This window comes from Cupriavidus sp. BIS7, assembly GCF_000292345.1.
Classification (GTDB): domain Bacteria; phylum Pseudomonadota; class Gammaproteobacteria; order Burkholderiales; family Burkholderiaceae; genus Cupriavidus.
This window is the reverse complement of the sequence record NZ_ALOU01000047.1, coordinates 44,651-58,691: the sequence shown is the minus strand read 5'-3', so window position 1 is coordinate 58,691 and position 14,041 is coordinate 44,651. Positions and strand designations below refer to the sequence as shown.

The 14,041-nt window shown below is 54.0% G+C and carries 9 protein-coding genes; 7 read left to right on the top strand and 2 right to left on the bottom strand.

Going from position 1 to position 14,041, the window contains the following annotated elements; all coding sequences use genetic code 11:
• Nucleotides 1–423: 423 nt before the first annotated feature.
• On the bottom strand, nt 424–3,588 hold the full coding sequence (locus tag B552_RS27605; protein WP_019450196.1) for an AAA domain-containing protein: 3,165 nt from the start codon (nt 3,586–3,588) through the stop codon (nt 424–426).
• A 185-nt stretch (nt 3,589–3,773) separates the two neighbouring features.
• Here B552_RS27605 and B552_RS0116735 point away from each other — a divergent pair, with 185 nt between their 5' ends.
• Together B552_RS0116735 and B552_RS0116730 are read left to right on the top strand one after the other, a co-directional pair.
• The gene (locus B552_RS0116735) at nt 3,774–4,094 is read left to right on the top strand and encodes an H-NS histone family protein (RefSeq protein ID WP_019450195.1); all 321 of its coding nucleotides are present in this window, start codon (nt 3,774–3,776) and stop codon (nt 4,092–4,094) included.
• Nucleotides 4,095–5,007: 913 nt separating this feature from the next.
• Nucleotides 5,008–5,484, top strand: coding sequence for a hypothetical protein (locus tag B552_RS0116730; protein ID WP_019450194.1), 477 nt, complete (start codon nt 5,008–5,010; stop codon nt 5,482–5,484).
• A 159-nt stretch (nt 5,485–5,643) separates the two neighbouring features.
• Here the strand turns inward: B552_RS0116730 and B552_RS29220 are convergent, their stop codons facing one another.
• A complete protein-coding gene (locus tag B552_RS29220; RefSeq protein WP_051003578.1) occupies nt 5,644–6,201 on the bottom strand; it encodes a DUF6471 domain-containing protein in 558 nt (185 codons plus the stop codon).
• A 206-nt stretch (nt 6,202–6,407) separates the two neighbouring features.
• Between B552_RS29220 and B552_RS28125 the strand changes: the two genes are divergently transcribed.
• From B552_RS28125 to B552_RS28490, 5 genes are all read left to right on the top strand, one after another.
• The gene (locus B552_RS28125; RefSeq protein ID WP_019450192.1) at nt 6,408–7,064 is read left to right on the top strand and encodes an HAD domain-containing protein; all 657 of its coding nucleotides are present in this window, start codon (nt 6,408–6,410) and stop codon (nt 7,062–7,064) included.
• 695 nt (nt 7,065–7,759) lie between these two features.
• Complete coding sequence (locus tag B552_RS28505; protein ID WP_083860308.1) at nt 7,760–8,662, top strand: TnsA endonuclease N-terminal domain-containing protein; 903 nt, start codon at nt 7,760–7,762, stop codon at nt 8,660–8,662.
• On the top strand, nt 8,653–10,797 hold the full coding sequence (locus B552_RS28500) for a DDE-type integrase/transposase/recombinase (protein ID WP_083860307.1): 2,145 nt from the start codon (nt 8,653–8,655) through the stop codon (nt 10,795–10,797). The genes B552_RS28505 and B552_RS28500 overlap by 10 nt, the downstream gene beginning before the upstream one ends.
• Nucleotides 10,798–12,342, top strand: coding sequence for an ATP-binding protein (locus tag B552_RS28495; RefSeq protein WP_083860306.1), 1,545 nt, complete (start codon nt 10,798–10,800; stop codon nt 12,340–12,342).
• 6 nt (nt 12,343–12,348) lie between these two features.
• On the top strand, nt 12,349–14,028 hold the full coding sequence (locus tag B552_RS28490; RefSeq protein ID WP_083860305.1) for a TnsD family Tn7-like transposition protein: 1,680 nt from the start codon (nt 12,349–12,351) through the stop codon (nt 14,026–14,028).
• Nucleotides 14,029–14,041 lie beyond the last annotated feature (13 nt).

Sequence of the window (14,041 nt, the reverse complement as noted above, 5' to 3'; positions counted from 1 at the left end):
GACAAAGTCAAAGATGGATGATGCGTGGCGCGGGTAGGCACCTGCCGGCGCCGCTTTGACCGACGACCTCTACGGTGACCTTCAGCATGATGCGCCCCACCGAATAGTAGTTGCGGAAGAGTCGCCACAGTATCCCGGGATACTGGCCTCCATCTCACAAGCGGCCCTGGCGCTAAGTCCGCGCGCTTTTTTCCTACCATCTCCTGGTAGTCCCATTCGACTTCCGTGGCAGGCTCGACCACGACGGCACCTTCCGCTTCCATTTGGTACACCTTCTGTTAGTACCAGCGGGCACGAGGACCAACATCCTAGGTGTCACCCAGGGCGAAGCGAAGCTCGCGTCCCTTACCGCGGCGCCACAATTGCAAGCAACGCCGCCGTGTCTTAACAGGCCACCTTACTCCGCGATTCCTGTTGTAGGCATCAAAAGCCGATGTGTGTAGAAATGCGAGTGGCGCAATAGTTAAAGTACTTTTGCTGCGCCCACTCCGACTTGTTGCCGACCACATACAGGCGGCGTTTGGCGCGGGTCGCAGCGACGTTCAGAAGGTTTGGCTTCTCTGCCGCCCACGTCTTAGCGCCGGGTCTCTTGGGATTTCCGCCAAGCACAAGCACTACGACGTCTGCTTCCTTCCCTTGTACGGTGTGAATGGTTCCGACCTTGATTCCGTCCAATGTATGCTGGCGCGCCAACCGCCTGAGGCCGTCCACGACCGTTCTGAACGGTGAGATGAGGAAGATGTCCGCTTCATGGCCGCTTCTTCGTATGCTATGCACAAGGGAGAGAACAGCCTCGCCCTCGGATGGAATCCAGTGCTTCTCGGCCTCGTGCGAGACCACATCGTGCCATGATGTGGGTGGTAGACAGGACTCCTTCCGCTGCTGAGTCCCGAATACCATCAGACCGTCGTATGCAATCTTATTTGCGACGTCAAACATCTCCCGGTCGCAGCGGCGGTGGACCCGAAGCGGTGAACCGACCCAGAGATGTTCGTCTGCTTGAGCGACGGTTGTGCCGAAAGGTGTCGCGCGGTCGGCTAGTTTCTGGGCGGATGTGTTGCCCGGCAGCCAGGTCTCCGACGTGCCGTAGTGCATACGTAGTGCATGCTGAGCGGTGTACGGGATGGAGACGACGGGTTCCAGTTGCAGCGGGTCTCCAACCACAACTACCCGTCGAGAACGCCAGATTGCGCCCGCAGCGGCCTGCGGCACTGCTTGGCCGGCTTCGTCGATGAGCAACCAACCAATATTCTCTTTCCCGAGATGCGAGAACAATCTCGAGAACGATGCGAAGGTGCTGGAAACAACAGGGACTACAAGGAATAGCGTCTGCCACGCCGCCAACGTCGCTTCCTTGGGTGCGGTCTGTGGCGCGCTGCCGTCCAGAATATCAGCCAGGCCGTGGAGATTCTTCCGAATCGTATCCGCGTTTGCGGTGATAAACGCCTTGTGCAAGTTCAATGCAGCTAGGAAGACCTTGGCGCGTGCATGGTTCCAGGCTTTAGTGGCCCATGGTGCAGACAGTTCCCGCGCTTCTTCGTCGCTTGCCCATGCCTCATCGTCGGGGAAGCTATGCTCGAGGGCTCTCCTGTCCTGTTGAAGCTCAGCGCTGAGTCGGCCGGCAGCTGCCTCCCTGTCTTTGCGCTCTTGGGCAAGGGATTGAAGCTGCTTGCGAGCTTCAATCTCTTCTTGCTTCGTTGCCGCGGCTTCGTTCTGAGCCTGGCGAAGACGGTCTTCAGAGTCAAACACAACCTTTCGGAGACCGTGTTCCATTGCTCGCCATTCCCGATAGGTTCTCCCGAGGGAACGGAGAATCTCCCATAAACCTGGACGGTTCTCCTGGTGACGCTTGTATGCGATGCGCTGTCCCTCGGTTTGGGTTGCTTGGGCGGTGGCTGCGGACAAGGCTGCCTGATGACGCCGGCCATAAGAAGGCAGGCTATCCATTAGGGCAACGGATTCGTTGTCAATGCGGACGATTTCTGCGCGTTCGCCCCGTAGCGCCTTGATGCGGCGATACACCTGGGATAACTTCGAGCGCTCGGCCTTCTCCTGCGCCAAGGTCTGCTCAAACTCCTTGACGGCGGAACTCCAATCTACAGGCGTTGCCACGACTGCACTTAGCCAAGCCTGGAAGCCTGTCTTCTTGACCTTGATGTCGTTCTCTGGAGGAATCGCGGCCTCGAACGGTAGCTCCTGGCCGTGCCAAAAGTTCGAAAGGAATTCTCCCCGATTGGTCTTGTTGCCCAGCTTGGCCGCAAGCAAGCCCCATGCGGGTTGCTGAATAGCCTGCGTTCCGAAGCGGGTGAAGTAGTCGACTTGGTCATGCCAGCTCGCATCTATCGCTTTGGCGCCCGGAATTTCGAGCGTAATGTTCTCGACTGCACCGTTATTCGACGACGCAGCGACGATTTCGAACCCCGTCCACGTACTTGCGGGAATCGAAATCGAGCGGTTCCACTTACCGCTTTTCCATCCAGTGCGCGCACCGAATCCTTCCGAAGGCGACGAGAGATTTGCAAGAGCCTTGGCACGAGCCACGACCACTGCAGCAACGATGTCACGCAACATCGTCGTCTTGCCGGTTCCCGGTGGCCCGTTCACTCCAAATAGTCCGCCCTTTGGCGTCAGCGATTTCCAGATTGAATTAACGGCGAACTGCTGACTGTAGACGAGCGGGTGGTGTCCCTCGGCGGGCCAGCGTCCAGCAGGAAACCTGTCTGGCGAGAGCGCTTCGAAAACGTCGTCGAGACTCTGTCGAACATCTGTCCTGCGAATTCGCTTCTCAGACTCACCGGTAGTCAGGTAGTCGCGCAATGCCATACCACTGTCGCCAGCTTTCAGCGCTTCGGCGACGCGGTCCAGGTCGTCGACGAAGAAGCTATTCAAAAAGTCAGCGTCATCAGCCTCGTGCGACTTCCACTTGGCAAGCTGATAGCTTTGCGCTCGAATTACGGTCGGCGCCGTGATGATGGATTGGAGTCCCAGAGACGCCGTCACCCAGTTGGCCAGTTCAAAGAGGTCGGGCGCGGATAGGGAGCGACCAATTTCCACTTCCCGTTCTCCGAAGGTGCCTCTGGCAGGGTCGTCGGACAGAATGCCTAGCTGCTTTCGCGTGTATTGCTCAAATGACGATTGGAATCGCGAGGCACCTTCGAGCCAATCCTTTGCCTGCGTACCGATGGTTACGGTGCGTCCGAGTGCCCATGCGCAGTTGGAAAGCACCAGCGTGTCGAAAAGAGGACGACCGTCATCAGCCACAGAGATGGAGAACATCGCTGTCTCGCCATCTGCCCGCTCGTCGACCGCTTCCGGGTCCTTGCCGCAGGCAGTCTCCAGAATCGCCCTTACAGTATCCAGAGGGTAGACGCTGACGAATAGTCGATACCGCCAGACCTTGTTGTAGCCAAGCTTACGGCCGCGAAGTCGATGCTCTGGCTCCCATGGCAGTGTGGTGTCGTCCTGAGTAATGTCGAACGACGGGAATGCCCTGTCGTTGGGCTCCACTGCAGGAATGCTTTGAGGCGAGAACAGTTCAATAGCTCGCCAGTACTTCAGGACGGATGTCTGTTGGAGCGAATCGGACATTTCGGCAATCTAAGTAAATTCAGCAGATTCTAGATTCTGCAATATACCTCTCAACGCCGTCCATTTTCCTGAGGTGGGGTATCAGTATGCGAGGATTGGCCCGGAAAGATGTATCGGCATTGCCTAATGCAGTGTAAGTGGCGTATAACCACTGTTGTCTCAGAAATATCGCCACAAGGAGAAACATGGCAACCTACAAGCAACTGATGGCGCAAAAGGAGGCTCTCGAGGCCCAACTCGCTGAAGTACGCGCGAACGAGGTGGCGGGTGTTATCGAGAAAATCCGTGGCCTGATGGCTGACTACGGTCTTTCGGTTGAAGACATCCAAGAGAAGCGCCGCCGGGGCCGTCCCGCTGGAAGTACCTCTGGTGGCGCGGCTGCAGCAAAGGAGCCGCTGCCGCCCAAGTATCGCGACCCCAAGACTGGTAAGACATGGTCGGGTCGCGGCCGGGCTCCCGCGTGGCTTGGCAAGAATCCGAATCGCTTCCTCATCGCTGAGGAGTGACACGACGCAACGAGGTCCGTTGCACCTAAAGTCTTCGAGGCGAGAACTGTCGATGGTGAATCCTCCCATCGAAGCTCGCCTTGAATCTTCGCCCACAGCGACTACACTGCAGCAAGCTCCTTCCTACGGAGCCCACTTGGTTGCCCTAGACAAACAGAACTAGACATCGCGGCAGCCAATCTCCCAACCCTGTTTGCCATGCCTTCTTGCGAGTGACATCGTGAAGACGGCACGTCTGCGCCATGCAAGCGCTCGCCACTTCTGCCGAGAAAGGTTCAAGCTTTCATCGCACCAATGGTGGTCGTTGGACAGGTACGTCAGACGTCGCATGGCAAGGGATTCTCGCCGCGCTGGCGACTAGGGGACAGCAATGCCAATCTGGCGTGTTATGGATGTTTCAGAGCAACCCGAGATATACCTTCGACGGTGGAGGGTGTACGAGACGGAGCGCGGTGAGCGTCATTTCGTCGGGCAGAACATGAATGGTGGGTCGGGCCGAGTAAGCTCTGCCATTGCGTCATATGATGCCTCTTCCAGAACCGGTACGACTCTTAGCGGAAGACGCTACATCTTGGAGGGCAGTCCAGGCTTCGATGACGATGGGATGCACACCTGGGAAATGTGGAAGAAGCTCAATGACGTAAAGCAGGCAAAAAACGTCAGCGCTGAGTACTGGGCTGATGCATCTGAATCTGCTCCTTGAGCAGTAGCTCACGTAGTGCCCTTACATGCATCACTACGAATGGGACTGCGACTCGCCACTTATCCTATACGGCCGTGCCACGAAAATCAGTATCACGAGCCGGCAACCGCATCACCATTCAATTGCTAAAGCGCATTCGCCTGAGCGAGGCTGGCTGCCGCAGCCACGGCTAGTCCGCTAGCGCAAATCCTTCATGTAGGAGATGCTGCCATGAAAATCATGCCGAGCACCATGAATCGGTATGTCCATCGGGACGTTAGCGCGACCAAGCTCTGGAATGCCGCTGAAAAAATTGCCGCTCGTGATGACCACCGCTTTGGACGACACCCTATTGTTGTCACGGATTGGCGCTTCCTGAGGACATACCGTGGAGACACCCATGCCGTAGGTCGGTTCTCCACAACAAGAAAGCTCTGGGCTACGCCACCGCTCGTTCGCGTCTATGTAAGACAGCGCGTCGCTGTCGCCAGAGGTGGCCCATTGTTTGTGATACTTGCCGAGCCTGGCGAACCGGACGCCGGGCAACTCCTGGTGTCGCAGTTCGCAGCATTCGATGAGAAGCTACGAGGAGGAATCGAAGACATCACGCAGAGTGTCTGTGTCTCTTTTGACGTTGCCAAAGAACTTCACCCGTTCTACGCGATACTCGAGCTCGACGTCGCTTCGGATGGTGTAAAAAGAGCTTGATTTCTTATCGAGCCGACGTACGATGGAGGTGCGTCGATGAACGCACCACGTAAGGCTCCACACGCAGAACCACATCAAGCCTTACATCCCCATGTTGACCACATGCGACTGCACTCTGGAGATGTCCCTCGTTCTGCTAGCGGGCGCCTGGTGGAGTATCTAGGGCCGTAGGTGGACACGTCTTCGCTGTTCACCGTCGGTTTTGGTGGTGAACGAAGCGGACGACAGGCCGGCAGCTTCAGCAAGGTCACTTTGGTCTACGAATCGGATGAACTCGGGAATTTGTGCAACCAGAGCGGTTTGTAGCATCAGCGTAAATGGAAACTCACCGCTTGTGACTTGAGCGGTGAGCCGCTCCGGACTGATTGGTGTGCCGAATGCCTCGAGGCGATGGGATAGCTGTTCAATGCTAAGTCCCTGAGCACTGATTTCGTGGAGAAGAACATGGCTAGCAGCAGCTTCCCACGACTCATCGGAGTCGACAAAGTTGGTCCACTGGGCCGGACATTCCGCTCCCACTGCTCGAAGCAGCGCAAGAAAGTACGCGAGGCTATAGGTACCCCGCTGGATTCTGCTTGCTGCTCCCCTAAACGACTCGGGGATGCCCATGGTGGAGATTTTCGCGGCGACTTCATCAAACGATACGCCCTTGCGCGCAAGGATTCCCCGCGCGGTGCGTGCGGCTAGCCGCGACCACGGTGTACTCGTGTGGGCCAATGTGAAACCCCTCTAGGCAATGGAGTCGAATCCGCGGCGAGCATGGTTATTGCACCCGCGCTTCTGCGCACCCCATGGAGTTCATCTCATGGAATGTGAGCAGACGGTTCCGACCAGCGTTGGCTTCGTCGAATTATTTTAGACCTAACTTCAGAGCCGTTGGGGCTTTGAGGGGCAGCTGTGGTCTGTTCCCAAGAGGAGTAGCTATGGGAACCAATCCAACCCTGTACCTGGCGTACGACGGCGTACTGCATCCGAACATGGTGACGTTTCGTGGAAGCGAACGTCCCCGCTTGCGTGCAGCAGGGCACGTATTGTTCGAGAACAATGGCCTCTTGGAGGCCGTCATCGATGCATGCCCTCAAACTGAAGTCGTACTCCATAGCTGGTGGATACCGCTCCTTGGCTACCGAGCTGCATTGCAGATGCTGCCGGCGTCCGTTCGAACCCACGTTGTAGGTGCGACCTGGCGCTCTGGTCGGGGCCTGCGAGCTCGAAAAAGGCCAAGCCGACCTCGCAGGGAGTGGCTGGACGACGACCTCTTGCGGCGGCATCCGGAGCATCCCGTCTTGCTTGACTGCGACTTGATTCAGGTTGCTCCCATGCTGGCCGATTGCGCCTGCATCGTAGACGACTGGTATGGGTTGGCCAGCGCCGGGGCCTGCGAGAGGCTGTTCGCTCTGTTGGCTGAGTGTGATGACCAGCGACATTCGAGCGAGGCCGACGGCGTACGCCGAATCCTCGTCAAGACTGCTTCGTTAGGTATGTGCTGGAAGGTAAAGGCTTACGAGGAAGGCGGGCTTGGACGACCGCACGAGCGAAAAGATGCGTTTCCGTTGCGTGACGGAAAAATGGCGTGCTAAAATTTCCTGCTGTTTGCCCGCAAAAAAGCCGAAGCTCGGCGGGCACAGAAGGAATTTTCAGCAATTAATTATACACTTTGCTGCATTTTACGCTATACGAGTCGAATACTGCTGGCGTCGTATGAGCGGCGGCGGTTCTGGCACAGCGAAGTTGGAAAGGACGATAGCAAGATAGGGCCACATTGAAAGTTCACGATGGTGAACCAAAGCACCCGAGCGGCGTAACGCCGCAATGTAAGAGGGTGGGCAACTGAGGCTGGAACCTCAGTTGCCCTTGAGCGTGAGCAGAGAGCTACACACCCGCGACTTTGTAGTGTGCTCTGGCCGCTCCCTCCTTGTCAACTCAAAATAGTGGAGGGGGCAGCATATGTTCGCCCTCGAACAAGGGAAGCACATCGAATATGCGCTCATAGCCCATTCTCTGAAGCGTTTGCGCTTTGCTGCAGTCATGGCTACATGGAACGCCTTTGACCACGTCAGCTGTCTTCGCTGACTTTCCGCCAAGCGCAGGCAATCCAATTCGAAATTCAATTCCGGCTTCCCAGGCGGGCCCACAGCGTCACTGCTGAAGCGCCCTCGGGCAGTCGCGCCCAAATCGACGGCGCTCTGGCATAACCGGAATTGCTCTATTTATCGCCGTGCGTGCGAGGGTGGCACTCGTGCGGAGCGCAGGGCGACAGGAGAAGCACGAAGCTATGCAGTTGCAGAAAGTGCGTAACAGGCTTGCGAAGGCCGAGGCCGCAGTTCAGGCGTTAGGGGCACCAAGGAGACGAGTAGCCACTAAGGCTTCAAAGGCAAAAGTGCCTCGGTTCGAAATGACGCCCAAAAAGTTTGAGAGATTCTTGTTAGAGGGGCGAGGACAAGGCGAGGGCCCGACGTATCGTCCATTCATTCAAATTGACGACCTTTCATCAAAGGGCGTTTCCCATCGGACCTCATCCTCACGTACTGGTTTCCGGACGCACCATCTCCTGTCGGATAACGAATATGCAGCATACCTTGCCGCTTGGTTTGACATGAACGTGTTGGATATACGGGAACAGTATCCAATGCTTCCCGTGACACTCACGCTCGGCATTGCTGCCTCGCTCGGTGTAAAGCACCCGATGAACAGGAAGTATCGATTCGCAATTCCTCAAACGGCAGACCTTTTCCTCGTAACGAAGGAGGGAGTGGAAGTCGTTGCTGTGAAGGAAGACGAGGACTACGAAAACCCGAGAACGAGAGAGAAGCTTGCTATTGCAGAGGAGTTCTGGCGCTTGCGTGGCATTCCAACGCGAGTCGCGCTCGCTTCCGAACTCAAAACGCAGCGCTTTCAGAATCTCCAATGGATATACGACGCACGGCGGAAACAGTACGAGCGGCCCTTCGAACTTGGCGTCAATCCACTTTATGATTTTCTACTGAGCGAAGTTGCAGGACGAGAGATTGGCCTGAGGGAATTAGCGAACCACACAGACACAGAATTCGGGCAGCCGCTCGGGACCGCCCTTGCAGCAATTCGACGTTTGCTGGCTGAGCGGGTTCTGGAAACAGATATTAACGCGGGTGATATTACAAAAGATTGCGTTCTTTTCGTAAACGCGCAATGGCAATGAACATTCTTCCGCAACTCGTCTCAGGAATGCTGTTCAGACTCCGGAAGGGGGCGGAGAGAGAACTACACCGCATTGTCTGGACTGGTCGGCAATCGAACTACACCTTCACGATTCCTACCTCCGGCAGTGAGTGGCCAGAGCCGCACAGCACTGAAACGTTTCAATTGCGTTTCAGTTCGGAATACCAGGGTGACGATGCATTGGAGTTCATCCTTGAGGACCCGTCTGCCAGGAAACCCCAAGCGGACCCTAGCGCCTATGCACTGGAGCGCATGCGGTGGATTGCGCCACTCGTTGAAGAAGACAATCTCTTCGAAATCCTTGTGGCAAGCAAGCGCGGGAAAAAAATTGCAGAACAAGCTGCAAAGGTAGGGGTATCCGTTCCGACTATCTCATTCCATACAAGGCGATTCCTTGCGAGGGGAATGACAGTCAGCGCTTTAGAGGATGATAGATACAAATGTGGTGGAAAGGGAAAGAAAAGAAACCCTACCAATAAAACGGGCCGAAAGCGAATTGTAAGAGCTGGAATCGGGACGCCAGTCAACGACTCAAATCGCGAAATACTGGAGGTTGCGGCGTGTTATGTCCTGGGTGGAAAAAAGAGAACCCTGCAGCAGGGCCTGGATTACATCAACCAACATCATTGTCGTGATTGGGAGGTAACAGAGCGTTTCACAATTGACCAGCTTCGTCACCACATAGAGTCGACACGGCCCTTCACGAAAAAGATACGCAAAAAACTGGGGGAGCGTACCTTTGCCCTGAAGCATAGACCCTTCGTTGGGAAAACGACGGCGTACGGACCTGGAGCGGAGTTTCAAATTGATGCGACGATTGGAGATGTATATCTCGTCTCCGCGTTTGATAGGACGAAGATAATTGGGCGGCCAACTATATATATAGTATCTGACACATTTTCACGCCTAATTGTGGGGATTTCTGTAAGCCTATCTCCTCCTTCAATTGAGGGTGCAGCACTGGCAATGGAGAGCGTCATTACGCCGAAGGTCGCCTTGTGCCAAGAGTTTGGAGTCGAAGCCTACGAGGATTGGTGGCCTTCTCATCATCTGCCACGAACAATTCGAGCCGACCACGGTTCGGAGTTTGTAAGCATTAGAGCGTGGGAGAAAATTGTCCAGCGATTACTCATAAATGTAAAAAACACAAAAGCATTTCGGCCAGACTGGAAGTCAATCGTTGAATCGAGATTCAACTTGCTAAACGCTATATGGGGCGATTTCGTCCCCGGGCATGTTGAATCGGATTTCAATGAGCGCGGCGGTCCTGATTATCGGCTAGATTCAGTGTTGACGCTTCACGAGTTTACGGCCGTTTTCTTGATAAGCGTTATTGAATATAACAACCGCCCTCTACGAATGAAGTCTCAGATTCCGAAGATGGTGGAAGCTGAACTGAGTCCAACGCCTGTAGAACTGTGGAAGTTCGGAACGTCGGAGTACAGCGGAATATTGCAGACCGGAAGTTTGGACGAAATGCGCTCGTGTGTTTATCCCAGAGCTAGGGCAACTGTTACTGAGGAGGGCATCAATTTCGCGAGGCGGTGCTATGAAACGCCACGTGCCGTACGCGAGGAGTGGTTCGCCCGAGCTAGGCACAAGAACTTCGAAACTGAAATTGCTTATGACCCCAATAATCCGAGCAAGATGTACGTTCTCTATGGGGATGGCAGTTTTGAGAAGGCAAGTCTCCGCGAGACGGGCATGCAAATCGACTTCGGGGTTTCAATGTCAGACATTGCCCAATATCGTCTAGCAGCCACAAAAAACCTAAACAACGGATTCGATAAATTCGAGCCGTTGAAGATGAAGCTTCGAGACAAGGCAGACGCCATCATCGAGCAAGCCAGTAAGAAACGAACAGAGGCTATGGAGGAGCAGGGGATAAAAAGGCTTTCGACGGATGGAATTCGGGAAGCCAGGCTGGATGAACGAGCGCTTACGGACGCCATTAGACATATGGCGAGTGTGGGAGTTGAAGTTGCGGGCCATGCCGGGCGCATTGATGCTCCAACTAGGGCCTCAAGCAGGGAAGGGGCACTCGAGAGCGTTTCAGTCGCGGCGCTAAAGGCGCTCAAGAAAAATCGGCAGAACCAGAACACGAAGAGTTCTTAGATGAAGCAATCTGAAAATACCCTAGAAGAGAATAAGGCAGAGCAACTTTATGTCATCGCAGACTACAGGCGCTCGACTTTCCCTGAGCATGAAGGGAACCCTCTAATCGAGGCACTTCCGCCATATTATTGCGGCGATGAACCTGTGGAGGATTTTTCGAACTATCCTGTAATCAGCGAAATTGACCGATTGAAATCGGCGAGCCATAGGCTTAAATCATTGTCGAAACTGAGGCTCTTGGTGGAGTCGATGCCGTGGCATTTTGGCGTTATGCGTGACATGTACGCAGCTATCTGGCGCGGTTATGAATCGCGCAATCCGGTGGCCAAGCGCCGGGAAATAGTCCAAAGGCGATACTCGCTCGCACAAAATACCGGGCGGTTTATTCCGCTAATGGATGTTGTGCCGACCCATTCTGCCACTCTCGGTTTACTAGGGCCATCGGGAATTGGAAAGTCGTCTGCAGTTAATCGGTGCTTGTCATTTCTGCCTCAAGTAATCAGGCACCCGGATTATGGAATCACTCAATTGGTTTGGTTGAAAGTCGAGTGCCCACCAAATGGGAGCTTGTCCGAGCTGATGCATTGGATTTTGAAGAAAGTCGGAAGACTACTTGATGCTCCAGACCTCGAGAAGCGAATTACGCAAAGGTCGTCATTAGCAGCAAGGATGAATATTGTTGGCGAAGTCCTGGAGTCATTGTATACGGGCATCCTAGTTATTGACGAAATTCAGAATGTGCTTCTGGATGCAAAGCAGCGATACAACAATATTGATTTCTTCATGACATTTGCAAATAGGATTGAAGTGCCGACTATGCAGATTGGGCTTCCTAGTGCAATTAACCTATATCCAGACAATATGCATTCGAAGCGCAGAGCCACGGATGCCGGTATTCGCCTTCTCGGCCCTTGCATGTCGGAAGAGGAATGGGACCTATACATGTCTGAAATCGTCCGATATCAATGGACCGAAGAGGTGGCGAGCAGAAAGGAGATTGAAGGCCCATTGCGCGAAAAATCGCAAAAGAACCCCTGTATCTCCAGCAGACTCTTTGAGCTATCTCAGGCTATCGCTATTGAAAAGGGTATGAAATCCATCAATGCGAGTTTAATTTCATCGGTAGCCGACGAGCGCTTCCAACTAGTCAAGCCCCTAGTTGATGCAATCCGAGACAACCGCCTGGACGATGTTGTAAACGGCAGCGCTACTATTGAAACAATGTGCGCCAACGTCAGTGCCGAAGTTGCGCGAACATTGGCACGAGTGCGTGTCGAAGAAAAGGCAAAACATAGAGCGACCAGTCAAGTGCTTAACGATGCTGTGGGAATCTTGATATCGCTGGGAAAACCACAGGACCAAGTGGTCAGGAAAATAAAGTCGCTTATGCTTGACCATGCCGGATGTGATGTTTCATTTCTTGTTCGAGAATACTTGAACGAGGAAGGCGACGCAAAGTCAAAGAGCCGAGGGAATATTGAGCAGAAAATCGCCGAAGAAATGGAAACGGACCAACGGTCTCTTAATAGCCGGCGTGGTGAGTAATACATAATGACTGTATACATCGAGCGCCCCTACGAGGATGAATTGCTGTTTAGCGTTTGCATGCGGCATTTTGTCTCGAACAGTACCGTGCCCTACCGGATTTTGCTCAAGGAATTGTTCGGGAAGGAGTGGAGAGTTGCACCATATTTTCCGTCCGGAATTGGAATTTTTTCCGACCGAACTAGTTTCTCTATCGGATTGAGCAAGGAGGAGATATTCTACAACCACACAATGTATCCAGCAGTCTGTGCATATATGCCGGATGAGAAATACGGAAACATACTAAATTCAGCAGTTGTTTGTGCCAGCTTCGCTTCTAGGAAGGCGTGCTTATTTCCTTCGTTCAATCCGCCAGCACTTTTGCGGTGGTGCCCTGACTGCGTAAATTCTGACAGGAATACTTGCGGCGAAGCATATTGGAGGCGGGCTCACCAACTGCCGTGTGTTTGGAAATGTCACATTCACAAGGTCGACCTTGTCAGCGCCTGTCTTGAGTACGCGGATTTGAGAAGAATCAACATCATTCCAGCTGAGACATTTATCCCAATGGAGGTGGGTACATATAGGGAAATTTCTCGGGAAAGTCCGGAAGAAAGGCTCTTAAGAGAGCGATTGGTCGGATTTCTGAATGGAGTAAGGTTGGACAAAAGACCCCATCATCCGAATTATAGGGATGCAGCCGTACAGGCGGGGCTTTGGGCGGCAGGTGAAGTGAACTATGAGCGTGTGTTCGAGGAATTTGAGCGCTTCTGGGGAAATGTCCTAAGCAGAATTGATATTAGACAGAACTATTATTCGCCAGGGGTGGCGTGGATTCGAACCGTCTTTATGGGGGCACGGCCCCTCTGGAACCCGATGATTCGGGAGCTATTGCACATATTCTTCACGGTGAAGTTCAATGTGGACCCGGATGCAATTTCTCCTAGAAAGAAACGGAGTGGTCGCACGTTCTATTATTGCCCGAACCCCTACGCGGAACATGGAAGGGGCATGCCGGCCAGGTACTCTCTGTCTTTCCAGAAGGATAAAACCTTAGTGGCATTGCGGTGTGAGTGCGGGTTCTGTGGACTTGTATCAAAATCGTGGGCAAACAGAGAGATTTCCCTTGCTGACGTTGTCAGAGTGACAAGATACGGAGATGCATGGAAGATGAAGGCAAAGGCGCTTAAGGCCAGTGGAATGAAGTTCATTGAAATAGCACAACGACTTGGGGTCTCCGTCTATACCGCGCGCTATTGGGCACGAGACGACACACTGAAGCCCGCGACGTCTCATGACGAATTAATGCGCTTGCGACATGAGTGGAATGCTACGCTTCAAGCTGTTGCTCCTCAACCGTGGTCTATGGCAATTCGGAAAAGAAAACAGCTTTATAGACGACTGTTTCGGGAGGATGCGGCATGGCTGAAAGAAGTCGGCGACGCCCATAATAAAAAATATGGAAGAAGGCGGAATCCCCCTGGAAGAGTGGTGGACTGGACACTCCGGGATGAAGCTTACCGAACCGCGGTGATTGCCGCATCTTTTAGACTCCAACAGCGTGGCATGGCAAGACCACCAACCCGGAACGAGCTAATGCACGAGGCCGGCATACCGAGCCGGTCAAAGGAAGAGTTACGGCGGAAACTCCCATGCACTGACGCTGAGCTCACCCGTCTGACGCAAGTTCTTGCCCGAGGGAAATAGCGGCAATTGGGGT

Bases quoted from the DNA above. Each gene is read 5' to 3' on its own strand.
- B552_RS27605 (WP_019450196.1), bottom strand. From the start codon at position 3,588: ATGTCCGATTCGCTCCAACAGACATCCGTCCTGAAGTACTGGCGAGCT.
- B552_RS0116735 (WP_019450195.1), top strand. From the start codon at position 3,774: ATGGCAACCTACAAGCAACTGATGGCGCAAAAGGAGGCTCTCGAGGCC.
- B552_RS0116730 (WP_019450194.1), top strand. From the start codon at position 5,008: ATGAAAATCATGCCGAGCACCATGAATCGGTATGTCCATCGGGACGTT.
- B552_RS28125 (WP_019450192.1), top strand. From the start codon at position 6,408: ATGGGAACCAATCCAACCCTGTACCTGGCGTACGACGGCGTACTGCAT.
- B552_RS28505 (WP_083860308.1), top strand. From the start codon at position 7,760: ATGCAGTTGCAGAAAGTGCGTAACAGGCTTGCGAAGGCCGAGGCCGCA.
- B552_RS28500 (WP_083860307.1), top strand. From the start codon at position 8,653: ATGGCAATGAACATTCTTCCGCAACTCGTCTCAGGAATGCTGTTCAGA.
- B552_RS28495 (WP_083860306.1), top strand. From the start codon at position 10,798: ATGAAGCAATCTGAAAATACCCTAGAAGAGAATAAGGCAGAGCAACTT.
- B552_RS28490 (WP_083860305.1), top strand. From the start codon at position 12,349: ATGACTGTATACATCGAGCGCCCCTACGAGGATGAATTGCTGTTTAGC.